Origin of the sequence: Catenuloplanes indicus, from assembly GCF_030813715.1 — a bacterium.
GTDB classification, from domain to species: Bacteria; Actinomycetota; Actinomycetes; order Mycobacteriales; family Micromonosporaceae; genus Catenuloplanes; species Catenuloplanes indicus.
In genome coordinates, this window is the sequence record NZ_JAUSUZ010000001.1 from 5,006,959 (window position 1) to 5,030,224 (window position 23,266).

22 protein-coding genes are annotated in these 23,266 nt (G+C 70.7%); 10 read left to right on the forward strand and 12 right to left on the reverse strand.

Annotated features, from left to right (window positions below; translation table 11 throughout):
* Nucleotides 1-329: 329 nt before the first annotated feature.
* Nucleotides 330-3,047, reverse strand: coding sequence for a tetratricopeptide repeat protein (locus tag J2S42_RS22540; RefSeq protein WP_307242153.1), 2,718 nt, complete (start codon nt 3,045-3,047; stop codon nt 330-332).
* Nucleotides 3,044-3,454 carry a hypothetical protein gene (locus J2S42_RS22545; protein WP_307242155.1) on the reverse strand — a complete coding sequence of 137 codons (411 nt, stop codon included), beginning with the start codon at nt 3,452-3,454 and terminating at the stop codon, nt 3,044-3,046. Before J2S42_RS22545 ends, J2S42_RS22540 begins: the two co-directional genes overlap by 4 nt.
* A 521-nt stretch (nt 3,455-3,975) precedes the next feature.
* Between J2S42_RS22545 and J2S42_RS22550 the strand changes: the two genes are divergently transcribed.
* The 4 genes from J2S42_RS22550 (at nt 3,976) to J2S42_RS22565 (ending at nt 5,487) form a co-directional block, all read left to right on the forward strand.
* Nucleotides 3,976-4,290 (forward strand): nucleotidyl transferase AbiEii/AbiGii toxin family protein, encoded by a 315-nt coding sequence (locus J2S42_RS22550; protein WP_307242157.1) that lies wholly within the window; start codon nt 3,976-3,978, stop codon nt 4,288-4,290.
* Nucleotides 4,265-4,600, forward strand: a complete 336-nt coding sequence (locus J2S42_RS22555; RefSeq protein ID WP_307242159.1) for a nucleotidyl transferase AbiEii/AbiGii toxin family protein — start codon at nt 4,265-4,267, stop codon at nt 4,598-4,600. Before J2S42_RS22550 ends, J2S42_RS22555 begins: the two co-directional genes overlap by 26 nt.
* Before the next feature lie 261 nt (nt 4,601-4,861).
* Nucleotides 4,862-5,116, forward strand: a complete 255-nt coding sequence (locus J2S42_RS22560; RefSeq protein WP_306836312.1) for a type II toxin-antitoxin system Phd/YefM family antitoxin — start codon at nt 4,862-4,864, stop codon at nt 5,114-5,116.
* On the forward strand, nt 5,113-5,487 hold the full coding sequence (locus tag J2S42_RS22565; protein ID WP_307242160.1) for a type II toxin-antitoxin system VapC family toxin: 375 nt from the start codon (nt 5,113-5,115) through the stop codon (nt 5,485-5,487). Before J2S42_RS22560 ends, J2S42_RS22565 begins: the two co-directional genes overlap by 4 nt.
* A 319-nt stretch (nt 5,488-5,806) precedes the next feature.
* Here the strand turns inward: J2S42_RS22565 and J2S42_RS22570 are convergent, their stop codons facing one another.
* Entirely contained in the window at nt 5,807-6,442 is a 636-nt protein-coding gene (locus tag J2S42_RS22570) for a TetR/AcrR family transcriptional regulator (protein ID WP_307242162.1), read from the reverse strand.
* A gap of 72 nt (nt 6,443-6,514) precedes the next feature.
* On the opposite strand from J2S42_RS22570, the gene J2S42_RS22575 reads away from it, so the two are divergent.
* On the forward strand, nt 6,515-7,000 hold the full coding sequence (locus J2S42_RS22575; protein WP_307242163.1) for an SRPBCC family protein: 486 nt from the start codon (nt 6,515-6,517) through the stop codon (nt 6,998-7,000).
* Nucleotides 7,001-7,141: 141 nt separating this feature from the next.
* Here J2S42_RS22575 and J2S42_RS22580 read toward each other — a convergent pair whose 3' ends face one another.
* Together J2S42_RS22580 and J2S42_RS22585 are read right to left on the reverse strand one after the other, a co-directional pair.
* Complete coding sequence (locus tag J2S42_RS22580; RefSeq protein WP_307242165.1) at nt 7,142-7,912, reverse strand: GNAT family N-acyltransferase; 771 nt, start codon at nt 7,910-7,912, stop codon at nt 7,142-7,144.
* Nucleotides 7,913-8,025: 113 nt separating this feature from the next.
* Entirely contained in the window at nt 8,026-8,568 is a 543-nt protein-coding gene (locus J2S42_RS22585) for a phosphoribosyltransferase family protein (RefSeq protein WP_307242166.1), read from the reverse strand.
* Nucleotides 8,569-8,772: 204 nt separating this feature from the next.
* On the opposite strand from J2S42_RS22585, the gene J2S42_RS22590 reads away from it, so the two are divergent.
* Nucleotides 8,773-9,876, forward strand: a complete 1,104-nt coding sequence (locus tag J2S42_RS22590; RefSeq protein WP_307242168.1) for a PP2C family protein-serine/threonine phosphatase — start codon at nt 8,773-8,775, stop codon at nt 9,874-9,876.
* Between the two features lie 9 nt (nt 9,877-9,885).
* Here J2S42_RS22590 and J2S42_RS22595 read toward each other — a convergent pair whose 3' ends face one another.
* Complete coding sequence (locus J2S42_RS22595) at nt 9,886-10,095, reverse strand: hypothetical protein (RefSeq protein WP_307242170.1); 210 nt, start codon at nt 10,093-10,095, stop codon at nt 9,886-9,888.
* A gap of 269 nt (nt 10,096-10,364) precedes the next feature.
* Here J2S42_RS22595 and J2S42_RS22600 point away from each other — a divergent pair, with 269 nt between their 5' ends.
* Entirely contained in the window at nt 10,365-12,221 is a 1,857-nt protein-coding gene (locus tag J2S42_RS22600) for an acyl-CoA dehydrogenase (protein ID WP_307242172.1), read from the forward strand.
* Nucleotides 12,222-12,336: 115 nt separating this feature from the next.
* Nucleotides 12,337-12,621, forward strand: coding sequence for a DUF6458 family protein (locus J2S42_RS22605; protein WP_307242174.1), 285 nt, complete (start codon nt 12,337-12,339; stop codon nt 12,619-12,621).
* A gap of 42 nt (nt 12,622-12,663) precedes the next feature.
* Here the strand turns inward: J2S42_RS22605 and J2S42_RS22610 are convergent, their stop codons facing one another.
* Nucleotides 12,664-13,176 carry a SixA phosphatase family protein gene (locus tag J2S42_RS22610; protein ID WP_307242176.1) on the reverse strand — a complete coding sequence of 171 codons (513 nt, stop codon included), beginning with the start codon at nt 13,174-13,176 and terminating at the stop codon, nt 12,664-12,666.
* 143 nt (nt 13,177-13,319) lie between these two features.
* Between J2S42_RS22610 and J2S42_RS22615 the strand changes: the two genes are divergently transcribed.
* Nucleotides 13,320-13,637 (forward strand): DUF6458 family protein, encoded by a 318-nt coding sequence (locus tag J2S42_RS22615; protein ID WP_307242178.1) that lies wholly within the window; start codon nt 13,320-13,322, stop codon nt 13,635-13,637.
* A 54-nt stretch (nt 13,638-13,691) separates the two neighbouring features.
* On the opposite strand, the gene trhA is transcribed toward J2S42_RS22615, so the two are convergent.
* On the reverse strand, nt 13,692-14,369 hold the full coding sequence (gene trhA, locus J2S42_RS22620) for a PAQR family membrane homeostasis protein TrhA (protein ID WP_307242180.1): 678 nt from the start codon (nt 14,367-14,369) through the stop codon (nt 13,692-13,694).
* Between the two features lie 93 nt (nt 14,370-14,462).
* Here trhA and J2S42_RS22625 point away from each other — a divergent pair, with 93 nt between their 5' ends.
* The gene (locus J2S42_RS22625) at nt 14,463-15,212 is read left to right on the forward strand and encodes a LamB/YcsF family protein (RefSeq protein ID WP_307242182.1); all 750 of its coding nucleotides are present in this window, start codon (nt 14,463-14,465) and stop codon (nt 15,210-15,212) included.
* A 663-nt stretch (nt 15,213-15,875) separates the two neighbouring features.
* On the opposite strand, the gene J2S42_RS22630 is transcribed toward J2S42_RS22625, so the two are convergent.
* The 4 genes from J2S42_RS22630 to J2S42_RS22645 form a co-directional block, all read right to left on the reverse strand.
* Nucleotides 15,876-17,705 (reverse strand): NHL domain-containing thioredoxin family protein, encoded by a 1,830-nt coding sequence (locus J2S42_RS22630; RefSeq protein WP_307242184.1) that lies wholly within the window; start codon nt 17,703-17,705, stop codon nt 15,876-15,878.
* A 57-nt stretch (nt 17,706-17,762) separates the two neighbouring features.
* Nucleotides 17,763-21,107 (reverse strand): hypothetical protein, encoded by a 3,345-nt coding sequence (locus tag J2S42_RS22635; protein WP_307242186.1) that lies wholly within the window; start codon nt 21,105-21,107, stop codon nt 17,763-17,765.
* A gap of 410 nt (nt 21,108-21,517) precedes the next feature.
* Nucleotides 21,518-21,655: a hypothetical protein gene (locus tag J2S42_RS22640; RefSeq protein ID WP_307242188.1), complete on the reverse strand. Its 138-nt coding sequence runs from the start codon at nt 21,653-21,655 to the stop codon at nt 21,518-21,520.
* A gap of 209 nt (nt 21,656-21,864) precedes the next feature.
* A complete protein-coding gene (locus J2S42_RS22645; protein ID WP_307242190.1) occupies nt 21,865-23,265 on the reverse strand; it encodes a dihydrolipoamide acetyltransferase family protein in 1,401 nt (466 codons plus the stop codon).
* Nucleotide 23,266 lies beyond the last annotated feature (1 nt).

Below are 23,266 nucleotides of genomic sequence, written 5' to 3' on the forward strand. Positions count from 1 at the left end.
AGCCGGAGAACGATACCTCGTTTGTCATTTGCAAGACGTCGTTAGGCTGTTGTTTGTCTGCGACTTCCATTCATGGAAGTTGCAAGCCGCTGTACTGGTGGGTCTTTGCTCTGTGGCTTAGGGGCAGTCACATGCTGCCGGACTGTGGTTGCAGCACGGCGCGTCGAAGCTCGCCTCTTGGCACACGGACGGGCGTGCCATCGGCGTGCCGTCAACTCAGACAATTGAGTATCACTCCAGGCCGGTCGCGGCCTTCGTGAGCTGGGGTGGGAAGTCTTTGGCTCCAGATCTTGTGCGGTTTCCAAGCTGAGTACGCGGGTTCGATTCCGTCACCCGCTCTCCTCCGCATTGCTGGCTTGTTGCTGGAGATGTCCTAGGAATGCGTGGAGTGACTCTCTGGTGGGATGACCGTCCGGCAACGCCCGATCGGCGATCGCAGTAGCCCTGCGGCAGAACAAGACCGCGTCGGCGACACGTCCCAGGGTGTAGAAGCTGGTGGCGAGGTTGCCGAGGCGGATGGCGACGTCGGGGTGGTCGGGGCCGAGGGCGGTCTGAGTGATGGTGAGGGCGCGTTGTTGTAGGGGGACCGCGTCGGCGGCGCGTCCCAGGGTGTAGAAGCTGGTGGCGAGGTTGCCGAGGCGGATGGCGACGCGGGGGTGGTCGGGGCCGAGGGCGGTCTCTGTGATGGCCAGGGCGCGCTTTTCCAGGGGGACCGCCTCGGCGGGTCGGCCGAGTTCGCGGTAGCTGGAGGCGAGGTTGCCGAGGCTGATGGCGACGTCGGGGTGGTCGGGGCCGAGGGCGGTCTGAGTGATGGTGAGGGCGCGTTGTTGTAGGGGGACCGCGTCGGCGGCGCGTCCCAGGGTGTAGAAGCTGGTGGCGAGGTTGCCGAGGCTGATGGCGACGTCGGGGTGGTCGGGGCCGAGGGCGGTCTGAGTGATGGTGAGGGCGCGTTGTTGTAGGGGGACCGCGTCGGCGGCGCGTCCCAGGGTGTAGAAGCTGGTGGCGAGGTTGCCGAGGCGGATGGCGACGCGGGGGTGGTCGGGGCCGAGGGCGGTCTCTGTGATGGCCAGGGCGCGCTTTTCCAGGGGGACCGCCTCGGCGGGTCGGCCGAGTTCGCGGTAGCTGGAGGCGAGGTTGCCGAGGCTGATGGCGACGTCGGGGTGGTCGGGGCCGAGGGCGGTCTGAGTGATGGTGAGGGCGCGTTGTTGTAGGGGGACCGCGTCGGCGGCGCGTCCCAGGGTGTAGAAGCTGGTGGCGAGGTTGCCGAGGCGGATGGCGACGCGGGGGTGGTCGGGGCCGAGGGCGGTCTCTGTGATGGCCAGGGCGCGCTTTTCCAGGGGGACCGCCTCGGCGGGTCGGCCGAGTTCGCGGTAGCTGGAGGCGAGGTTGCCGAGGCGGATGGCGACGCGGGGGTGGTCGGGGCCGAGGGCGGTCTCTGTGATGGCCAGGGCGCGCTTTTCCAGGGGGACCGCCTCGGCGGGTCGGCCGAGTTCGCGGTAGCTGGAGGCGAGGTTGCCGAGGCTGATGGCGACGCGGGGGTGGTCGGGGCCGAGGGCGGTCTCGGTAATGGTGAGGGCGCGTTGTTGTAGGGGGACCGCGTCGGCGGCGCGTCCCAGGGTGTAGAAGCTGGTGGCGAGGTTGCCGAGGCGGATGGCGACGTCGGGGTGGTCGGGGCCCAGCGCGGTCTCGGTGATAGCCAGGGATTGGGTGCTATGGGCTTTGGCTTGCCGGTAGAGGCCCTGCAACCTCTCGAACACAGCGGCCTCGTTCAGTAGCAAGCCGAGCGTGGTATCGGTGCTGTCGGCCAGGTGATCAGCAAGCGCGGTGATGTGGGGCAGTAGCTTACGCCAACGAGGCCATCCAGCAGGATCTTGAGGATCATCCGGGTGGGTGGCACTCAGCACGTTTATTGCGTGGTTGCTATGGGTTTCGGTGTTTTTGCCGTCGGCAGGGGTGAGGCGTAGTACGGCCTGTACGAGCCGGTGCATGCTGACCGTGTCGGTGTCGAGGGTGATCATGCTGTATGAGGCGAGTAGGCCAAGAGCAAGGTCAGCGGTCGTCTGGTTCTCGGTGAGTATGGTAATCAAGTCGCGGGGGACATCATCGGGGGCGAACCATGCCAGCACCCGCAGAATCTCGACAGCGGCGCGGTTCGCGGCCAGAGCGTCGAGGGTAATTTCCCAGACTCGTGACACAGCACGCTGCGTATCCCGGCCTGGCGCTATCCCGGCCAGCAAAGCGCCGGTCTGCTTACTCAGCCGGTCCCGGTACTCGGCTATCGGAATGCGGTGATGGTTGATGAAAGCAGCCGCCTGTTCCAAAGCAAGAGGCAAGCATCCCAGCTCGGCGGCGATTGCACTGGCAGCCTCGTGGTCATCCTGACCAGTGCGCTCACGTAGCATCTGTACGGCTTCCGCCTTGGTGAGGACGCCAAGGCGGATCAGGGCCAGGCCGTGTTCCTGCCATTCGAGATCGCGGCGTGTCGTGACCAGCACCGATCCCGCCGTCACCCCGCTCAGCAGTGGTAGCACGTGCTCAGGTTCATCGACGTTGTCCAGCACAAGCAGCCAACCGTCATGCTGATGCAGCCAGGCAATCGCCCACGCCTCGGCCTGCTCATCCGGCAACACCACCGTTGCGGGGACGAGCCGACGAGACAACGCAGCCAAGCCCTTGGTCAGGTTCGCGGGGGTATCAGCAGTAACCCACCACACGCCCGCATACCGCTTCCGGCATTGATAGACGTGGTGAAGGGCTACTTCGGTCTTGCCGACCCCGCCAAGGCCGGCCACGCTCTGCCCGATCACTCCAGACACGCCTGGCTCGACCAGCGTGGCGACTTGGTCCATAACCGTGTCGCGGCCGACGAACACCCGCGACGGGCGGCGCGGCACATTCCACAACCCGACCGGCGTCGGAACCTGACCTGGCTCCGGGAACGCTCCCGGAGACAGGCTTACGATCCTGGCATGATCGCCGGTACTGACCGTGCCGTAAATAGCCTCAGCGGCGACCGAACGATCGCCGGAAGCTGCCGGACCGCTCACCGGGTGTTGTTGTCGCCGGTGATCACGGTGCCGCTGATTGTCTGCGCCGCCACCGACCGTTCGCCGGACGCGTTTACGGCGACCGTCCCGGCCGGCAGCATCCCGAGGACGTCCCGCGCGAGTTCGGGATCAGCGGCGAGTGCCTTACGGATCTGCAACCGCAACGCCTCCTCGCTGTCCGGCTCGCCAGCGGCAACGTCCACGATCGCGCCCTCGATGACCTCGCGGGACTCATCCCGTCGAAGGATCCGGTTTAGCAACCGGTGCCCGAGCCCGACAGTGGCATCCGCCGCCTGATCAACCACCGTGCTACGAACCTTCTCCAACGTACTGACCCCATACGCGGCAACCGCACCGGTCACATACGGCAGCACCGCAGCAGCAGTCTGAGCAACATCGACATCCATCCAACCTGGATACACGGACGTCAGCCGGAACAAAAGCACCGATCGGACACCACGTCAGCGATGATCGGAGAATCCACCCCAAAGCCTGACCAGGCAGCGTTGCGTCGTGCCATTAGCGTGCCATGAGCCCAGGTAGCCGGGGGATACTCCAGGCCACCCACTGCACCAGCGAGCAGCGGCAACAGCCACGAACAAGCTGATCTTGTATGGTTCCCAAGCTGACAGTGCGGGTTCGATTCCCGTCACCCGCTCGATCGCTGGGAGCCCTCTGCTCGCTGAGAAGCGCCGGGGGCTCCTCGCATTTCCCCTGGGGGCCGAGCCCCCAGACCCGGCGGTCTTGGTGGTCGCGTTGGGCAGGTCGGCGCGCGGTCCGCGGAATCAGGCGGGTTGGGGGCTTCCGTGCCCCCGCCGTGCCCCTTCGGGGGCGATCTGTGTCTCGGGCCGTCATCTGTGGGTGGGTGAGGGCTATCGTTTGGGTGGCCTGATTGAGGGCGAGGAGATCGTCATCATGAGCGCGGAGGATGTACGCGCGCCGGTTGGCTCGCGGTAAGCGTCTTGCCGAGATCGGGTTGCGTGCGGGTGGCGCCTACGGATTTGCGCTTGCAGGTGGGCACGCCATAGCCGCGCACGGCATCTTGCAGCGGCCGAGCGAGGATGTCGACCTGTTCGCCGACTGGCAGCGACGTGCGGACTATCCGGCTGCGGTCGACGAGGTCGTCGCCGGCTACGCGGCCGCCGGGTTTGCCGTCGAGGTCGAGCATCGGACCGAGACGTTCGCTCGCCTGTACCTGACGGATCCGGATGTCCCGAGTGGGCAGCATCGGGTTGAGTCCTGACGATGTCATGGCCGGCAAGATGGACGCGTTGTACAACCGGGCCGCCGCGCGAGACTTTCTCGATATTGATGCGGCGATCGGTGGCGGGCACTACCCGCTTGAGCGGCTGTGCCAGCTCGCGGAGACTGTTGACGCAGGCTTCGACCGTGTCATGTTCGGCAGGATGCTGCGCTACGTCGAACGCTTCGACCCGGAGGATTTCGCCGAGTACGGCGTCGACGCGCTGGAGGCTGAGGCTCTGCTCGCCCGTGTTGCCGCTTGGCGGCGAGAGCTTGAGACCGGTGAATCCGGGCCATTGGCGGGCCATTAAGCCGGGCGCGTGGAGGCCACGTCAGGCCACTCGTGACTGGCTCGATCCGTCGTGGCAGCCAGTACCGGCGGAGTCCTGTGCGGTTTCCAAGCTGTTGGTCGTCCGACGGGTGCCTGCACCGCCTTGCCGGTCGCGTCGACCAGGACGTGCCGGGCGTGAGGCGTGCCGGTATGTGCGGGCGACGCTTCCAGCCTTCGACGCCGGGAGAGTTGGCCGGGTACAGTGCGGACTAGCCGGTTAGCTAAGCACGGGGGTGATGCGATGTCCGCCGAGGCAGTGCACTTCAACATGCATGAGGCGAAGACTCACCTGTCGAAGATCATCGAGCGGGTGGCGAACGGTGAGGAGATCATCATTGACCGGGCCGGCACACCCGTGGCGAAGGTGATCCCTCTGGTGCGCCGCGTCAACCGCACCGCCATCGGGTCCCTGGCCGGACAGGTCGATCTCTCTGGAGACTGGGACTCGCCGGAGACCAATGCGGCGATCGCCGACGACTTCGGGATCGGTGGATGAGCCTTCTCCTGGACACTCACGTGGTGCTCTGGGCCATCACCGGCGACGCGACCCTAGGTGAAGACATCCTCGACCGGCTGCGCCACGACCCGGACGTCTACCTCTCTCCGGTCAGCCTGTGGGAGATCACCATCAAGCAGGCCATCGGCAAGCTCACCGGGCCGGCTGACCTGGCCGAGCGAATCCGCGATGCCGGCTTCCGCGAGTTGCCCGTCACCTACGCACACGCGATCGTGGCGGGTCGGCTGCCGCCGCATCACCGCGATCCGTTCGACCGGATGCTCATCGCTCAAGCAGCAGCCGAAGGGCTCACCCTCGCCTCCCGCGACGCGGCGATGAGCCTCTACGACGTAGATCTTCTGAAGATCTGACCGTGCCCCCGTAGCGGCCCTTGCCAAGGGCTGCCCACGTTTCGCGTCGGTGGGCTCTCAGCGAGAGCGTCGAGACAGCGGAGAGCGTCTGCATCAGCAGGGCGCACGCGGTATCCGTGACGACATCGAGGCCGGAGTGCGCTGCGACGAGGCGTCCTGCCATTCAGTCGTTGCGTTGCGGGGGCGGCGGAGCTGAGCAGGGCAAAGGCTTCAAGGTCAGAGACAGCCGGCGGTACGAAACGACTGCCCTGATCTGGGTGCGGGGAGCCCGTCGCGGCCCGCGTCGAGCCAGTGGTGCGGCGAACCGATCGGTATGGCGTTACGTAGTGGCCGGGGCTCGTTCGGGAGGGCCGGTGAGGTGGGCCGTGGTGAGGATGATGCGGTCGAGGAGGGCCTCGGTGGCGGGCCAGGCGAAGGCGGGGGTTGCGCGGGGCAGGACGACCAGGCCGTGCAGGGCGAGCCAGAGGGTGGTGGCGTCCAGGGTGGGGTCGGTGCTGGAGGATGAGCCGTCGGCGACGCAGTCGGCCAGCGCGGCGGTGAGGCCGGCGAAGGCTGCGGCGCCGTTGGCGGCGGGCTGGCGCTTCGCGGCCTCCTGCTGGGATGCCTCGAACAGGATTCGGTACCGGCCGGGCTGTTCCCGGCCGAAGCGCACGTAAGCGGCGCACAGTGCCCGCAGCCGATCGGCGGGGGAGTCCACGCCGTCCGCGGCGGTATGGGCGACTGCCTTCAGCTCGGCGAAGGACTCGACCACGACGGCGTCGATGACGGCGGCCCGGTCGGTGAAATGCGAGTAGATGGATGGTGCGGCGATTCCGGCCTGACGCGCGATATCCCGCAGTGTCACACCGTCTTCGCTGCCGGCCCGGCCCAGCAGCACGACGGCGGCGTCGAGGATTTCCTGGCGCAGCCGCCCGCCCTGACCGCGCGGGTTCACCGGCCGGCGCTTCTCGCTCACCCTCGAAGCCTATCAGTCGTTAGGCGATGCCTGGTACGGTCGCCGAACAAGTGTTAGGCGACGGAGGTTTCCATGGACGTGGTTGATGGCTGGCCGGCGGAGTTCGATCCCCGGACGGCACCGGTCTACACCCGCAACGAGATCCGTACCTCGCTCGCGGCGGAGCAGCTCTGGCCCGCGCTCGTCGCCGCGCCCGACTGGCCGCAGTGGTATTCCGGCGCTCGGCAGGTCGAGATCCGCGGTGGTGGTGCGGTCCTGACGGCGACCTCCCACTTCACCTGGAGAACGCTCGGCGTCCGGGTGAGGACACAGGTCAGCGAGTTTGCACCGGCCCGCCGCCTCGCCTGGCGCGGTACCGGACCCGGCGCCGCGGGCTACCACCGCTGGATTCTCACCCCCACGGCGGACGGGGGTTGCGTGGTGGTGACCGAGGAGGTCCAGACCGGGCCCGTCGCCCGGCTGAGAGCCGGACGACTCCGCCGTTCACTGCTCGCCAATCACCAGCGCTGGGTAGAAGGCCTCGTCGAGGTCTCGGGGACCACATCGCCATTGCGCTGACGCGGTCGGCGGCGAACACGGACCGAAGGCGTGGGCCGGCTCTGCCCCGCCAGCGTGCGGGCAGAGGCGATCGGAAGTCAGCTGAGGCGGGAACGCGGCGAAGCCTACAACGATGGCGAGGGAGGCGGATGGGCGCTCTGGTCAGAGATGGATCCGGTGGTCCAGGCCCTCGCCGGTGACGATGGAGGTGGCGACGCGGGCGGCGATCCGGCGGAGCAGCAGCCGGCGTGGATGTAGAAGATCGGAAACGGAGGCCCGGGCCCGGTGGCGCAGCGCCGCCGCGTTGCGCGTGATGGCCGGGCCGAACTCGCGGAAGTCGCCGTAGAGCGCGCGGTTCTCGGCGGAGCCGAGATAGGCGAAGGGTGAGGAGCCCAGCATCGGTACGAACGGGGTGCCGATCCGCCGGAGGTTGCGATACGCGGGTTCGTCGATCATGGCGACCACGTGCGTGATGCCGTCCCGGTGGAAGACACGGTAGAGCGTGCGGTAGAGCAGCGTGCTGACCAGGACCGAATGGGCGCCACGGTACTCCGGCAGGACGGCGAGCGTGGCGACGTCCACGGCGCGGCGGCCGTCGGTCATCCGGTGGTGGGCGCGGATGTCGTCGACGGTGCCGCCGATGTGGGCCGGCGCGTCGTTCAGCGTCTTCAGGCCGGCCGGTGACTCGTCGATCAGCCGGATGACGCCGGCGGCCCGGCGGCGGGCCTGGTCGAGCACGACGATGAAGCGGCTGGCGGCGTCGTACCCGCTGTATTCGGCCTTCATGGTGTCGGCGTCCAGGCCGAACTCGGTCTCGAAGACGGTCTGCTCGACGAGTCGCGCGGCGTCGGCCAGTGGGTGGTCGGGGCCGGTGAGCAGCGCGGCGAAGCGGCCGGGGTACGTGGTGAGCGAGCGGGGCAGGGCGTGGCGCATGGCGGCAACCGATTCGTGGAGATCGATAACGACTCGAAGATCATCGTCCACATCGGTCGGTCACGCAGCGTCTTCTGCAGATGACCCAACGAATGAGATAACGCGCAAAAAGCCTAAAGCTGTTCGGCGCGGAGCAGGCTGCGGACGCGTAATTCGGCCGCGACGTCCGGCGTGCACTCGGCGACGATCGCGGCGGTGCCGACCGGGACGGCGCCGCACGCGGTGACGATCTCGCCGAGTGCGCGGGACTGGGCGCCCGTGGTGATCCAGTCGTCGACGATCAGCGCGCGGTCGCCGGGCCGCAGCTGGCGGGTGCGCACGCCGAGCGACAGTCGCCGGCCCTTGTGGTCCGGCGCGGCCTGTGCCCAGGTCATCGGCTCCGCGACCGGCGAGTGACCACCCTTGTACGCCTCGACGAAGCCGACCTCCAGCGCGATCGCGACCAGCGGGCCGACGATGAAGCCGGTGACCTCCGGCGCGACTACCACGGTCGGCTTCTCCGCCGCGAACATCCCGGCCAGCGCCGGGCCCAGCGCGTGCAGGATCGAGGGTGAGCGCCACCAGCCGGAAAGGTCACTGACCAGGTGCGGGAAGTTCTGCCCCGGGTCGTTCCAGCGAAATGCGCCGATCAGTTCGGTGGTAAGGTCCGACGACACCAGATCATCTTGCTCTTGCGGCGCAACGCGGCAACCTACCGGGCCGCCGAACGCGTCGGAAAGGCGGATGCGCCCCACAAGGGCGACCCGATCGGGCGACAACCAGGTGACGCCACCACCCCACCGGACGGCCAAATCGGCATCAGACTAGGGGGCAAGTCGGTGCAGTCCCGTCGGTCGATCAGGCATGCTGGGTCCGGAACAATGCACAGCTTCTTCGCGGGCCGCGGCCCGATCAGCCCAGGATCCCGCGCCGGCCTCGGCGCGGCTGTCGCGCTGCTCGCACTCGTCTCGGTGATCGAGCTGGCCGACGGTCCCAACGCGAGCTACGTCGGCCTGGTCGCGGCCGCGCCGTTCCTGGCCGCGGCGTTCGCGTCCTGGCGGGTGGTGCTGACCGTCGGCGCACTGGCCACCGTGGTCGGTGCCGTGTTCGTGATCTCCGACCCGTCGTTCCCGGCCGCGATCAATGTGGTCGGTGTGGGGCTGTCCACCGGCATCGCGGCCGCGGTGGCGACGATCCGTGACCGGCAGGCCCGCCGCATCGACGAGCTGTTCAAGCTGGCCCAGGTCGCGCAGCAGGCGGTGCTGCGCCCGATCGGGCCGCACGTGGGCATGCTCGCGGTGGCCGGTCGTTACATCTCGGCGACCGCGGCCGCGGACATCGGCGGCGACCTCTACGAGGCGCTGGACACCCCGTACGGGGTACGGATGATCATCGGCGACGTGCGCGGCAAAGGGCTGGACGCGGTCCGCCTCGCCAGCATCGTGCTCGGGTCGTACCGGCATGTGGCGTTCGAGCGCGGCGATCTCCGTACGGTGGTGGCAGATCTTGATCGTGCGGTGGCTCGCAGCGTGGGCGACGAGGACTTCGTGACCGCGGTGTTGGTCGAGGAGCGCGGCGGCACGCTCACCATCGTGAACTGTGGACATCCGTCACCGCTGCTGCTGCGTCGCGGCAAGGTGATCCCGCTGGACCCGCCGGCGCCCGTACCCCCGCTGGGTTTCCGGCCGGAGGCCCAGCCGCGGGTGGAGCGGCTGGAGCCCGGCGACCGGTTGCTGCTCTTCACGGACGGTCTCGGCGAGGCTCGCCGGGAGGGGGAGTTCTTCCCGACGGCCGACCGCGCCTGGCAGCTGGTCGGGCACGGCACGGTCGGTGACGGACTGGCGTCGCTGGAGGCCGCGCTGCACGAATGGGTGCACGGACGGTTGGACGACGACATCGCGCTGGTGCTGATGGAGTACACCGGGCCCAGGCCCGTCGCGAGCGCGGCCATGCCGAGCTGGGAGGTCGGCGCCGCCGGGGCATGATCCGCGGCCCTACGTCGCGGGTGCGGAGCGCGGTGACGGCACCGGCAGTGGGCCGGGAATGATCGGCGTGCTGATGGTGATCGGCGGAAGCATGGTGGTCGGTGCCTCGTCCGGCTCCTCCGGCGCGCGGTGCCGGCCGATGTAGCCGTGCTCGTACCCGTCCGGCTCCTGGCGTATCTGGCGCAGTGCGTCCCGCAGGTTGCTGAGCAGCATGGACATCCTCCCCAACGATGGCCCGGCCCCCACGCCGAGCGGCGCTTTGAACGTGCCAACGAGATGGACTCGGCCCAGGTTGCGGTCCGTTCGGCGCGGCGGCTTGACCTGTCGGATGAGGTCACTCGGGAAACACCGCAAAAAGGGTGAATCACGGTCGATAGTGCGGCGCGTGTGGCCGTGGTCACTTCGACGACGGCCTTGTCGGTACTTACCCGTCGGTAATACCCTCCTATTACTGACCGGTAACGAGCGTGAAGCGGGGGCCGCCGCCCATGAGTCACTACAAGAGCAACCTGCGAGACCTCGAGTTCAACCTGTTCGAGGTGTTCGGCGCCGATCGCTCGTTCGGCGTCGCTCCGTATGCCGAGTTCGACGTCGACACGGTCCGGGACATCCTCACCGAGATGCGTCGGCTGGCTGAGGAGGACCTCGGCGCCAGTTACGCCGACGCCGACCGCAACCCGCCGGTCTTCGACCCGGCCACGCACACCGCGCCGCTGCCCGAGTCGTTCAAGAAGTCCTACGCCGCGTGGATGGGCGCCGAGTTCTGGCGGCTGGATCTGCCGGAGGCGCTCGGCGGCACGCCCGCACCGCGCGCGGTCTGGTGGGCGATCGCCGAGATGGTGCTCGGGTCGAACGCGCCGCTCTGGATGTACTCGTCCGGTCCCTCGTTCGCGCACATCGCGCACGTCGAGGGCACCGAGGAGCAGAAGAAGTGGGCCGAGCTGTTCATCGAGAAGCAGTGGGGCTCGACCATGGTGCTGACCGAGCCGGACGCCGGCTCGGACGTCGGCGCCGGACGCGCCCGCGCGATACCGCAGCCGGACGGCTCCTGGCACATCGAGGGCGTCAAGCGGTTCATCACGTCCGGCGAGCACGACCTGACCGACAACATCATCCACTACGTGCTGGCGCGTCCGGTCGGCGTCGAGGGCGCGGGCGGGCCGGGCACCAAGGGCCTGTCGCTGTTCATCGTGCCGAAGTTCCACTTCGACGCGGAGACCGGTGAGCTGGGCGAGCGCAACGGCGTCTACGCCACGAACATCGAGCACAAGATGGGGATCAAGGTCTCCAACACCTGCGAGCTGACGTTCGGCGAGCACGGCACACCGGCCAAGGGCTGGCTGCTCGGCGACGTGCACGAGGGCATCCGCCAGATGTTCCTGATCATCGAGTACGCGCGGATGATGGTCGGCACGAAGGCGATCGCCACGCTCTCCAGCGGCTACCTCAACGCGCTGGAGTACGCGAAGAGCCGCCAGCAGGGCGCCGACCTGCTCCGCCAGGCGGACAAGACCGCGCCGCGCGTCGAGATCATCAAGCACCCGGACGTACGCCGGTCGCTGATGCTGCAGAAGGCGTACGCGGAGGGCCTGCGCGCGCTCGTGCTCTATACCGCGACCTGGCAGGACACGGTCGCGAAGGCGGAGGCGTCCGGTGACGCCGAGACCGCCGCGGTCGGCAAGAAGGTCAACGACCTGCTGCTCCCGCTGGTCAAGGGCGTCGGCTCGGAGCGCGCGTACGAGCTGCTCGGGCACGAGTCGCTGCAGACGTTCGGCGGCTCCGGCTTCCTCCAGGACTACCCGCTCGAGCAGTACGTCCGCGACTCGAAGATCGACACGCTCTACGAGGGCACCACCGCGATCCAGAGCCTCGACCTGATCTTCCGCAAGATCGTCCGGGACAACGGCGCGTCACTGATGCGGGTGGCCGGCGAGATCCAGACGTTCATCGAGGCGGAGGGCGGCAACGGCCGGCTCAAGGAGGAGCGGCTGCAGCTCGGCAAGTCGCTCGGCGAGCTGCAGGCCATGCTCGGCGCGATCACCGGCTGGCTCGCGGCGGCACAGGGCGGCAAGCCCGAGGAGCTGTACAAGGTCGGTCTGCACTCCCGCCGCGTGCTGCTCGCGCTCGGCGACGTGGTGGTCGGGTGGTTGCTGCAGAAGCAGGCGGACGTCGCGCTGCGCGCGCTGGGCGGTGAGGTCTCGGCCGTGGACCGGGCGTTCTACGAGGGCAAGGTGGCGGCCGCGCGGTTCTTCGCCCACGAGGTGCTGCCCCGGGTCGGCGCGGACCGCCGCGTCGTGCAGGGCGCCACGCTTGACGTCATGGAGGTCCCGGAGGACCAGTTCTAAAATCGTCTTTCACAAGCAGCGGGGGTACGTGTACCCCCGCTGCTTGTTTGCGGTAGCGCCATGCGACGGGCCCTAGCCGATATAGCCTGAAATCTCCTGGCACGGGGGAGTGCACATGGGCATTGGCGGGGGAATCTTCCTCATCGCAATCGGCGCCATTCTGGCCTTCGCGGTTCACGTGGAGCCGGCATGGCTGGACCTGAACGTGGTCGGCTGGGTGCTGATGCTGGCCGGCACGTCCGCGTTGCTGATCACCATCTGGTACTGGAACGATCGGCGTACCCGCGCGCTGGGCGGGGCGATGGACGTGGTCGACGAGACGCGTCTGGCCCACCCGGCCGCACCGCTGGGCGCCGACTCCGAGATGGAGATCCGGCACCCACCGGCACCGCCCGGCTAGGTGTTGTTGCCGGCTCTCGACGGCCTGCGGCGAGGCCCGCGCTCAGCCCCGCGCCGTGTGCGAGCCGGCCGTCGCGGCGCCACCCGCGGCGAGCGACGCCCAGTCGCCGTCGAAACGGTGCACGGCCAGGCCGCTGGTGCGCAGGCCGTCCGAGTCGTTCGCGCCGTCCGGGTCGAGCATCGCGGACAGCAGCGAGATGTCCGGGTTGTGGCCGACGAGCAGCACGGTCGAGGTCTCCGCCGGCACCGCCTTGACCACGGCGAGCAATGCGTGGTGGCCCTCCGCGTAGAGAGCCGCCTCGTAGCGGACCGTGGGAGCGCCCGCGTCGGCCGAGGCCTCCGCCATCGCGACCGCCACGCCGTGCCAGGTCTGCCGGGTGCGCCGCGCGGGCGAGCAGATCACCAGGTCGGGGGCGTATCCGTGGTGGGCGAGCCAGGCTCCGGCGGCGGCCGCGTCCGCGTGACCGCGTTCGGTCAGCGGGCGTTCGAGGTCGCCGATACCGTCCGGGCGGTCGGCTTTGGCGTGGCGGAGCAGGACCAGGGTTCGAGACGTCACGCGCTACAGCTTGCCTGATTGATACGCGTGACGGGTGGGTAAGCCATCACTCAAGCGTGGGTCGGCATCCAGGCCTCGGTCCCACGAACTCGGCAATGTGCCGGCCACCCCGGGCCGGCCGTCAGCCAAGGAGGGCGAGGAAAGTGGGTTTCGGAGCAAGCATCTTCCTCATCGCACTGGGGGCGATCTTCGCGTTCGCCATCGAGTTCGACCTGGGGTGGATCGACATCGCTGTGGTCGGCTGGGTCCTCATCCTCGCCGGCCTCGTGGGCCTCGCGACGACCGTGTGGTTCTGGCAGAGCCGCCGTCGCCCGGTCGCAACCACTGCCGATGGTCACATCCCGGCGCCGCCGCACCCGGCGACCGCGCCGCCGCACACGCACGTGGCCCCGCCCGTCGCCGCCCCGGTCGAGGACCGGGTCGTTGAGGAGCAGTACCGGGTGCGCCGTCAGCAGCTGTAATCCGGTCATCGAGAAAAGGGGCCCGCGGCCGCGGGCCCCTTTTCGTGTGCCGGATCAGGCGAACAGCGCGAAGTAGATGGCGATGTGGTGGCAGATGGCCGCGATCAGCGTGCAGGCGTGGAAGAACTCGTGGTGGCCGAAAACGGTGGGCCACGGGTTCGGCCGGCGCAGCGCGTAGAGCACTGCGCCGATGCTGTACATCACGCCGCCGACGATCAGCAGCACCAGCGCGGCGACGCCGCCCTTGTGCAGGATGTCCGGCAGGACCGCGACCGCGACCCAGCCGAGTGCGATGTAGAGCGGCGCGCCGACCCAGCGCGGCAGATGCGGCCAGACCAGTTTGAGCGCCACACCGAGGAGCGCGCCACCCCAGACGATGCCGAGCAGGATCTCCGACTTCGGCGCCGGCAGGAGCAACAGGCAGAACGGCGTGTACGTACCGGCGATGAACACAAAGATCATCGAGTGGTCCATCCGGCGCATGATCTGGTAGCCGCGCGGACTCCAGACGCGCCGATGGTAGAGCGCGCTGGTGCCGAACAGGCCGCAGACCGTGAGGCTGTAGACGGCGCAGCTGAGCACCGGTGTCCAGCCCGGCCGGGACAGCGCGAGTGAGCAGAGGACGATGCCGCAGACCAGGGCGACGAAGAACGCGTAGAAGTGCAACCAGCCGCGCAGGCGGGGTTTGCCGAGGTCCAGCGGCTTGAGGCGAGCGGGGGCATCGGTGGTCACACAACCAGGTTACGCCACCGTAGGTTACCTCGCAGTAGTGAAGCGGCTCACCCGCTTGGAGTGTTTACGCCCGGCCGACTACCGTGCGGAGCCATGGACCTCAATGCGGATCTCGGTGAGGGCTTCGGCGTCTGGAGACTGGGCGACGACGAGGCGCTGCTCGACCTGGTGACCTCGGCGAACATCGCGTGCGGCTTCCACGCTGGCGACCCGTCCATCATGCGCGCGGTCTGCGGCGCCGCGGCCGACCGGGGCGTGGCGATCGGCGCCCAGGTCGGCTACCGCGATCTGGCCGGTTTCGGACGTCGCCGGATCGAGTACGCCCGCGCCGACCTGCGCGACGAGATCATCTATCAGATCGCGGCGCTCGACGGCTTCGCCCGGGTGGCCGGCGACCGGGTCCGCTACGTCAAGCCGCACGGCGCGCTCTACAACACCGCCGCGGTCGACGAGGTGCAGGCGGGCGCCGTGGTCGACGCGATCACCGACTACGACGCCGGGCTGCCGGTGCTGTGCCAGCCCGGTTCGGTGCTCGCCCGCCTGGTCGCGGAGGCTGGGCTGCGGGTGGTCGGCGAGGGCTTCGCGGACCGCGCCTACCTGCCCGACGGCCGCCTCGTCCCACGCACCGACCCGGACGCGGTCATTCACAACTCCGCCGCGGTCGCCGACCGGGTGGTCCGGATGGCGGTCGAGCACACGGTGGTCGCGATCGACGACACCGTGATTGCCTGCCCCGTCGAATCCATCTGCCTGCACGGCGACACCCCTGGCGCCGTCGACCTCGCCCGCCGCGTCCGCGCCTCCCTCCTCGACGCCGACATCTCCCTGGCCGCCTTCTCCTGACCTGGCTACCGAGGGGCGGTGGCTAAATGCCGAAATATCGAGCGCGCAGCGCCCGAGATCGGCGACCAAGCGGCGACCGCGCAGACGCGACGCAATGCTAGTAGCGATGACGGGCCCGGCCACGGATGCCGCATGTGAGACGAGTCGCGTGCGGAAGCTGAGCAGCGGCGACGTTTGCGGCTCCGGCCCGGCCACGGCCGCATCACGCGCTGCCGCCGCACGCGTCAGCCGCGTGCGGAAGCCGAGCTGCGGCGGACTTCACGAATTCGGCACCGCCACCGGCTCCGCCGCCGCCACGTGTAATCGCGATTCGCGTGCGGCACCGAGCTGCGACGCGCGTCGCGGTTCTCCCGGCTACGTCCGGTACCGGCTTCTCCGGTGTGAACGTGAGTCGCGTGCGGCACCGAGCTGCGGCGGAGTTCGCGGGTCCGTTCCGGTTGCGGCGGTACCGGCTCCTCCGCGTTGCCGCGTGTGAACGTGAGTCGCGTGCGGCACCGAGCTGCGACGGACGTCGCGGTTCTTTCCCCGGCCGCCGCGGGACCGGCTCCGCCGCCGCGGGTGGAGCGGAGCGCCAGCGGAGTCGGAACCGGCGGCGCGGTTGGCCCGCGGGAGCGTGCGGGCCGGACCACGCCGGAAGCGGGAAAATCCGCTTTACAGGTTTTTTCAGCCGTCCAGGCCGCGCAGGATCAGCGGTAGGCGGGACGGGGCGCCGGGGGTGATGGTGATGGGGACGCCCCAGTCCTGCCGGGTGAGGTGGCAGGCGGCGTGTTCGGCGTCGACGTCGCAGGTGGCGGCCTGGGCCACGACCTGGAGCACACCGGTGGGGACGTCGGGGTTGAGACGCAGTGTGCGGGAGAGCTCGGTGGTGGTGCCGGCGCCGTCGAGGAGCAGCTCCGGTGGGGAGGCGCTGACGACGAGGCGGGTGGACGGGCCGAATGTCTCGTCGAGCTTCTGGCCCGGGGCGGGCGTGAAGATGATGTCGAGGGTGGCGTCGCCGGGGGCGAGGGGGGTCGCGGGGCGCTCGGTGCGGTGGCGGGTGCCGTCCGCGGAGACGCCGGCGGCCTTCAGGGTGCCGGGTGCGAGGCGGGTCAGGCGGTGTGCGGCGGACTCGACCACCAGAACCGCGCCGTCGTCGGTGAGGACCAGGTCGCTGGGCTCGGCGAGGCCACGGTCGACCGTGGTGACCTCGTCGGTCTCGGGGGAGTAGCGGCGGACGGCGCCGTTGTAGGTGTCGGCGATCAGCACCGAGCCGTCGGGGAGGGCGCAGACGCCGAGCGGATGCTGCAGCAGCGCCTGCGCGGCCGGGCCGTCCATGTGGCCGAAGTCGAAGAGGCCCTGACCGACGGCGGTGTGCAGTTCGCCGTTCGCGATCCAGCGCAGCGCGGACGTCTCGCTGTCGGCGATCCACAGGCGGGTGCCGTCGGCGGACGTGGCGAGACCGGACGGCTGGGCCATCCAGACGTCGGGAATCGGGCCGTCGCGCAGCGCCTCGACCGTGGTGCCGGCGTAGACCCCGGCGGTGCGTTTGATCGGGTCGAACCACCAGAGCTGGTGGATGCCGGCCATCGCGACGATGACCTTCCCGTCGAACCAGGCCACGTCCCACGGCGAGGAGAGGTCGACGGCCAGCGCGTCGTGGGCGTGACCGTCCGGCGCGGACCGCCACTGACGGCCGCTGCCGGCGATCGTGGTGACCGTGCCGTCCACCAGCCGTACGCCGCGCAGCAGATGGTTGACCGTGTCGGCGACGACCACGTCGTAGCCGGCCACCTCCGCGGTGTGCGGCGGGAGCAGGCACAGACCCTGCGGCTCGGAGAACGACGGGGCGTCGTCGGAGCGGCCGCGCGTGCCGGTACCGATCCGCCGGACCACGTCGCCGTCCGGCGTGACCTCGGCCAGCGAGTGCCGGGCCGAGTCGCTGACCAGCAGGTTGCCGTTGGGCAGCGGGACCGCCTTGCCCGGGAAGCGCAGCGGCGTCTCGGCCTCGGCCGGTGGCACGTACGGGCTGTCGCCGCGGCGCAGCGTGCCCTTCGCGTCGTGCGTGGCGATCAGCTCGTCGACCAGCCGAGCCAGGCCCTCCGCGTGGCCCTCGCCGGCCATCGACGCGACCAGGTAACCCTCCGGGTCGACGACCGCCAGCGTCGGCCAGGCCTTCGCCGCGTACTGCTGCCACATCAGCAGGTCAGGATCATCGAGGACCGGATGCGGTACGCCGTAGCGCTCCACGGCCGCGGCCAGCGCGTCCGGGTCGCGCTCGTGCTCGAACTTCGGCGAGTGCACGCCGATGATGACCAGGACGTCGCCGTACTTCTCCTCCAGCGGCCGGAGTTCGTCCAGCACGTGCAGGCAGTTGATGCAGCAGAACGTCCAGAAGTCCAGGACGACGATCTTCCCGCGGAGCCCGGCCAGCGTCAGGTCGGTGCCGCCGGTGTTCAGCCAGCCCCGGCCTCGGAGCTCGGGCGCGCGGACCCGGCCCTGCGGTGTGTCGTTCATCGTTCCTCGTTCGTGGTGCAGGCGGCGGTGTCAGCGCCGGTTGTGCGGTGGCTGGGCTCAGCCGGTGGTGACGGGTGCGGACGCACCGCCGGCCGCCGGGACGGCCGGGGCGAGGCAGAGCACCTCGCCACCGGTCCGGATCTCGATGAACGGCTGGGTCTGGTCCGTGCACTGGTCCTTGCTCGGCGCGCGGGACACCACGGTGAACGCGCCGGGCTCCGCGCACTCGGTGACGACCGGCTGGCCGCTGCTCTCCTGCACGCAGCCGCCGACCGGCACGTCGAACGAGGCGGCGGAGTCGTCCTGAGAGGACGAGATCAGCCAGACCAACAGCAGCGGCACCAGGACGAGCAGCGCGGCCACGATGACCACCGCGATCAGCACGCCGCCGTTGCCGCCCTTCTTCGGTGCGGGCAGCGGGTCCTTCGCCGGTTCCGGTTCCGCGGCCTTGAACTTGTCGAACGCGTCCTGGTCGGCGTCACCGGCATCGTCGAACCCGCGCGGGCCGTCGAAGCCGCCGGGGGCGTTGTTGCCGGGGAAGCCGGCGGGCGCGTTGTTGCCGGGGAAGCCGGCGGGGGCCGCGCCGAACACGGCAGTGTTGCTGCCGAACGACGGCGGGCCGCCCGCGCCCGGCCCGTGGCCGAACGGGGAGTCGTCCTGCGGTGCGTTGTAGCCGCCGTGCTGCTGCGGGGGTGCGCCGAAACCGTCCTGCTGCGGTGCGCCGAAGCCGTCGCCGAAGCCGTCGTTGCGCGGGCCGAAGCCGTCGTTGCGCTGCGGGCCGGGGCCGAAGCCGGCTCCGTGGCCGCCGCCGGGGAAGCCGTCACCCTGGTCGTCGAAGCCCCGGTCGTCGAAGCCCCGGTCGTCGTGGCCCCGGTCGTCGTGGCCCCGGTCGCCGCCCATCGGGCCGCGGGGGTCGATCGACCGGCCGTCGACGACCTGGCCCGGGTACGGCAGACCGCCGCCGACCGCGAAGTGCGGCGGCTGCGCGTCGGCCGGTGGCTCATCGCGCTGCTGTCCGTGCGCGAAGCCGTTGACCGGACCGTGCTCCTGGTGCGGCGGCGCGAACCCACCGGGCGTGGGCGGTGCGTCGTAGCCGCCCCAGGCCGGGGAGCCGCCGGAGACCGGCGAGGCACCGGAGACCGGGGAGCCCGACACCGGCGTGCCGCTGACCGGCACGCCGGAGATCGGGGACGATGCGTCCGGCTCGGGAGCGGCAGCCTTGCCGTAGACCCGGGCCTGGCCCTTGCCGGCCGGCGGCGGCATCGGCGCGTCCGGCGGCGGGGTGATCTTGCTGGCCATCGGCACCGATGCGCTCCCCGCGACCGCGCGGCCGGCGGCCGGCGAGTCGGCGGACGATTCACCGGCGGGCGGCGCGGAAACGGACGGCACGCCGGAGACGGAGGACGAGCCGGAGACGGACGGCGGGCCGGAGACCGGGGGCGCCGTGGCGGACGCGGACGGAGGCACCACGGCGGCGCGGGCCACACCCGCGGAACCGGTGGCGGGCGGCGCGTACGGCGAGGCGGCGGCCGGGAAGTCGGACGGCGTGCGCGGCTGCGGCACCTGCGCCGAGTCGTGCTGCTGGTCGCCGTAGGAGCCGCCGAAGTCGGGCTGGACCGCGAAGCGGCCGGCCTCGCCGGCCGGGCCGTCCTCTGACGCGGCCGGACCGAAACCACCGGCCTGCGGCTGGTTGAACCCGCCGGGCTGGGCCGGTCCGAACCCGCTCGACTCCGGCTGGCCGAAGCCGCCGGACTCCGGCTGGCCGAATCCGCCGGGCTGCTGACCGAAGCCGTCGGACCCGCCGGTCTGCGGCTGGTTGAACCCGCCGGGCTGGGCCGGTCCGAACCCGCTCGACTCCGGCTGGCCGAATCCGCCGGGCTGCTGACCGAAGCCGTCGGACCCGCCGGCCTGTGGCTGGTTGAACCCGCCGGGCTGGGCCGGTCCGAACCCGCCCGGCTCCGGCTGGCCGAAGCCACCGGTCGGCGGCTGGTTGAAGCCACCCTGCGGGGCCTGGCTGAACCCGCTCGAGTTGCCGAACGCGCCGGGCTCGCCCGCCGGGGACGCGGGCGCGTCGTAACCGGCCGGGCCGGACTCGCGGTAGCCGCCGTCCGCGTCGCCGAACGTGCCGCGGGCGGCCGGGGCCGCACCGAAGCCCTCGCCCGGCGCGGCCGGCTCGAAGCCGCCCGCCGAGGGCGGCGCCTCGCCGAACGCACCGGTGGAGTTCGGGTTGTTCGGCCCGAAGCCGTTGAACGAGCCGCCGAACGAGGTCGGCATGGACGTGCGCGAGCTCTCCGGGTCGTCCGGCGGCGGCGTGGACGCGAAGCTCGCGCCCGGCACCCGGACCGGCGGGTTCCACGGCTCGGGCTGCTGCTCCTCGGGCGCGGCGTCGACGCCCTGGTGACCGGCGGCGGCGCCGCGCGTGAACGCGCCCGCGCCGAAGCCGGCGGCACCATCGGACGCGTCCGGCGCCGGCGGCACCTGCGCGCGCCCGCCACCGGCGGCACCGCGCTTGGTCAGGTCGAAGCCGCTGTACGTGCTCTCCGACGGCGGCTCGAACTGGCCGGGCTCGCGCTGCGGGAGCCCGTGCCGGCCGGACGCGTTCGGGTCGGCGGAGACGGGTGCTTCCGCGGCCGGTGCGGCCGGGGCCCAGGCCTCCGGCGGCAGGCCGCTGCGCTCGTAGGCCGGCTGCTCCTGTGCGGGCTGCGCCGCGCCCCAGCCGGACTGGGCCGGCTCGGCCGATGCGGCCCAGGACGACGCGGCGGGCTGCTGACGGGCGGCCTGCTCCGCGCCCGGGTAGGCGTTGCCCTTCCAGTGCTGGGTGGCCTCCGCGTACGACTCGCCCTCGTCGTTCGTCTCGGGCTGGCCGTACGGGTTGTAGGGCGCGGGCTCGGCGCCGAACGTGGACGGCGGCGTGGCCGGTGCGGGCGGCGGCACCGAGGCCGCGCCGGAGACGCTGGCCCGGCCGCCGAAGCTGGGTGTGGAGCTGCCACCGAACGCGCGCGGCTGCTCGGCCGACGGGTCCGGCGCGGCCGGCGCCCAGCGCGACTGCGCGGGCGCGGACGCTTCGGGGGACGGCCCCCAGTTCGGCGGGGACGGTGGCTCGGGCGTCACGTTCGGTGACCACGAGGTCTGGCTCGGCCACTCGTTCGCACCACTGTCGGCCCCGGTTTCCGGGCGCGGCGACGGCGCGGACGGCCACCGGGGCACCCCGGCGGAGGCGATGCCGCGCTGGGGGGTGCCGGGCGCCGGCGCGGCACCGGCCGCGGGCTGCTGCGGCGGCACGTGGCCTCCGGAACGGTATGGGTTGAAGCTCTCGGCGCCTTCCGGCGGCGGCGTGCCACCGGTGCCCGGCGCCGCCTCAGCCGGCTCGTCGCCGGCCTTGTGCAGGCCCTCGGACGTCATCTGCGCCTCCTCCATCGCGTGTCGGCCGGGTCGCCTGGCCAGGGCATCGGCTCTGCCGGACCGCAGCTCAGCGACCTCGTCGCCGGCAGCCCAGTGGTCGGCCGCCGGGCTGTGGCGCCCGGCCGGCGGCCACGTGGTCCGTGGTCGTTCCGGTCGGGTCACGTCTCCCGGTCCCGATCCTCCCCGCCGGTGGGTGCCGGTGGGAAGACGCACGGGTGGCCTTGGTGTGGCGACCGAGCCCAACCGTACCGGGCGCCATAGCAGGTCGGAAATACGGACCCGGATACGCGACGGCCCGCCGGGGCGGTGCGCGCCGACATTTCAGACGCGTTCACCCGGCGGGCCGAGGGGTTCCGTGGTACCCGGGCCTGAGGTGCGGCCGCGCGGGTCAACGGAGTGAGGTTGGTGAGTTACCCGTAGTGACGCTGAGCGATGGTGAGGATCTCGTCGCGCAGCGCGGGGGTGTTGGCGGAGCGCAGGGCGCGCTCGATCGCGCGGTTCCGACGGGCGGTCTCGCGCGCGGCCCGGATCCGGCTGATCATGCTCATGACGTTCATCACTCCCGGTGTTCCGATCGGTTGCTTCCGATCTGGTAACGCAATTGAAACACAAGGCCATCCCGCAGTGCCAACGATTCTGAGGTGATCGCGGCCACTTGCCTAAGGATCGTCGGGGAAAGATGAGATGTCCAGAAGAAAAACCGTGCCCCCGCCGAGTGATCAGCGGGGGCACGGCAGATGAACTCTGAGCTGCGAGATCAACTCCAGGCGAGCAGCGCGGCCTCCGGATCGGCGAGGACGTGCCCGACGTCGGACAGGAACCGGGAGCCCAGCTCGCCGTCGATGATCCGGTGGTCGAACGACAGGCTGAGCGTGGTCACCTGACGTACCTTGACCTTGCCCTTGTGCACCCATGGCGTCTCGCGCACCGCGCCGAAGGCCAGGATCGCGGCCTCGCCGGGCGGCAGGATCGGCGTGCCCGCGTCCACCCCGAACACGCCGACGTTCGTGATCGTGAACGTGCCGCCGGACATGTCCGCAGGCGTGGTGCGGCCCGCGCGGGCCGTTCTGACCAGCTCGTTCAGCGCGTCCGCCAGCTCGCGCAGCGGCAGCCGGCCGGCGTCCTTGATGGTCGGCACGATCAGTCCGCGGTCGGTGGCGGCCGCGATGCCGAGGTTCACGTAGTCCTTGACCACGATCTCGTCGCCGGCCCAGGAAGAATTGATCATCGGGTGCCGGCGGATCGCGAGCAGCACGGCCTTCGCGACCAGCAAAAGCGGAGAAACGCGGACATCGCGCCACTCGCGCTGCTCCCGGAGCCGGTCCAGCGCGCGCATGCCCCGGGTCACGTCGACGGTCAGGAACTCCGTGACGTGCGGTGCGGTGAACGCGGACGCGACCATGTTCGCCGCGGTCAGCTTTCGGACACCCTTCACCGGGATGCGCTGTTCGCGTGATGCGTCAAATTGGACATCCGGCTGGGTCGTGGGCGCTTCGATCGCGCTCTGCACGTCCGCCCGGGTGATCGAGCCGAGCGGTCCGGTGCCGGTCAGCAGGCGGAGATCCACGCGCAGGTCGCGGGCGAGCTTGCGCACCGGCGGCTTGGCCAGCACCGGCCCGGCGACCACGGTCACCGGCTCCGGCCGCGTGGGAACGACCGCCGCGGGAGCGGCCGTTGCGGGAGCGGCCGCCGCGGGCGCTGTCGCCGGGGTGGGAGCGGACGTCCGTACCGACGCGGGGTGGGAGGGGTTTTGCGCCGCAGGCACCGGGGTGCCGAGTGCCGGGTTGCGCCGGGGACGCCGCTTGGCCGCGGTCGTGCGAGGGCCATAACCCACCAGCACGGGGGTACGGCCGGGAGCGCCACCCTGCGCGGACTCCTCCACGGCGGGCGGGTCCGGCAGGTCGCCGGCGCCCGGGTCGGTGTCGATCGCGATGATCGCGGTGCCGACCTCGACGACCGCGCCCTCCTCGCAGAACAGCGCGCTGACCCGGCCCGCCCACTTCGCCGGGATCTCCACCGCCGCCTTCGCGGTCTCCACCTCGACGATCGGCTGGTTCAGCTCGATGTCGTCGCCGACCGAGACCAGCCACTTCAGGATCTCACCCTCGGTGAGGCCCTCGCCGAGATCCGGCAGGTCGAACTGCTTGATCCGAGTCATC

Bases quoted from the DNA above. Each gene is read 5' to 3' on its own strand.
- J2S42_RS22545 (WP_307242155.1), bottom strand. From the start codon at position 3,454: ATGGATGTCGATGTTGCTCAGACTGCTGCTGCGGTGCTGCCGTATGTG.
- J2S42_RS22550 (WP_307242157.1), top strand. From the start codon at position 3,976: ATGTACGCGCGCCGGTTGGCTCGCGGTAAGCGTCTTGCCGAGATCGGG.
- J2S42_RS22560 (WP_306836312.1), top strand. From the start codon at position 4,862: ATGTCCGCCGAGGCAGTGCACTTCAACATGCATGAGGCGAAGACTCAC.
- J2S42_RS22565 (WP_307242160.1), top strand. From the start codon at position 5,113: ATGAGCCTTCTCCTGGACACTCACGTGGTGCTCTGGGCCATCACCGGC.
- J2S42_RS22575 (WP_307242163.1), top strand. From the start codon at position 6,515: ATGGACGTGGTTGATGGCTGGCCGGCGGAGTTCGATCCCCGGACGGCA.
- J2S42_RS22580 (WP_307242165.1), bottom strand. From the start codon at position 7,912: ATGCGCCACGCCCTGCCCCGCTCGCTCACCACGTACCCCGGCCGCTTC.
- J2S42_RS22590 (WP_307242168.1), top strand. From the start codon at position 8,773: ATGCACAGCTTCTTCGCGGGCCGCGGCCCGATCAGCCCAGGATCCCGC.
- J2S42_RS22595 (WP_307242170.1), bottom strand. From the start codon at position 10,095: ATGTCCATGCTGCTCAGCAACCTGCGGGACGCACTGCGCCAGATACGC.
- J2S42_RS22600 (WP_307242172.1), top strand. From the start codon at position 10,365: ATGAGTCACTACAAGAGCAACCTGCGAGACCTCGAGTTCAACCTGTTC.
- J2S42_RS22605 (WP_307242174.1), top strand. From the start codon at position 12,337: ATGGGCATTGGCGGGGGAATCTTCCTCATCGCAATCGGCGCCATTCTG.
- J2S42_RS22625 (WP_307242182.1), top strand. From the start codon at position 14,463: ATGGACCTCAATGCGGATCTCGGTGAGGGCTTCGGCGTCTGGAGACTG.
- J2S42_RS22630 (WP_307242184.1), bottom strand. From the start codon at position 17,705: ATGAACGACACACCGCAGGGCCGGGTCCGCGCGCCCGAGCTCCGAGGC.
- J2S42_RS22635 (WP_307242186.1), bottom strand. From the start codon at position 21,107: ATGACGTCCGAGGGCCTGCACAAGGCCGGCGACGAGCCGGCTGAGGCG.
- J2S42_RS22640 (WP_307242188.1), bottom strand. From the start codon at position 21,655: ATGAGCATGATCAGCCGGATCCGGGCCGCGCGCGAGACCGCCCGTCGG.
- J2S42_RS22645 (WP_307242190.1), bottom strand. From the start codon at position 23,265: ATGACTCGGATCAAGCAGTTCGACCTGCCGGATCTCGGCGAGGGCCTC.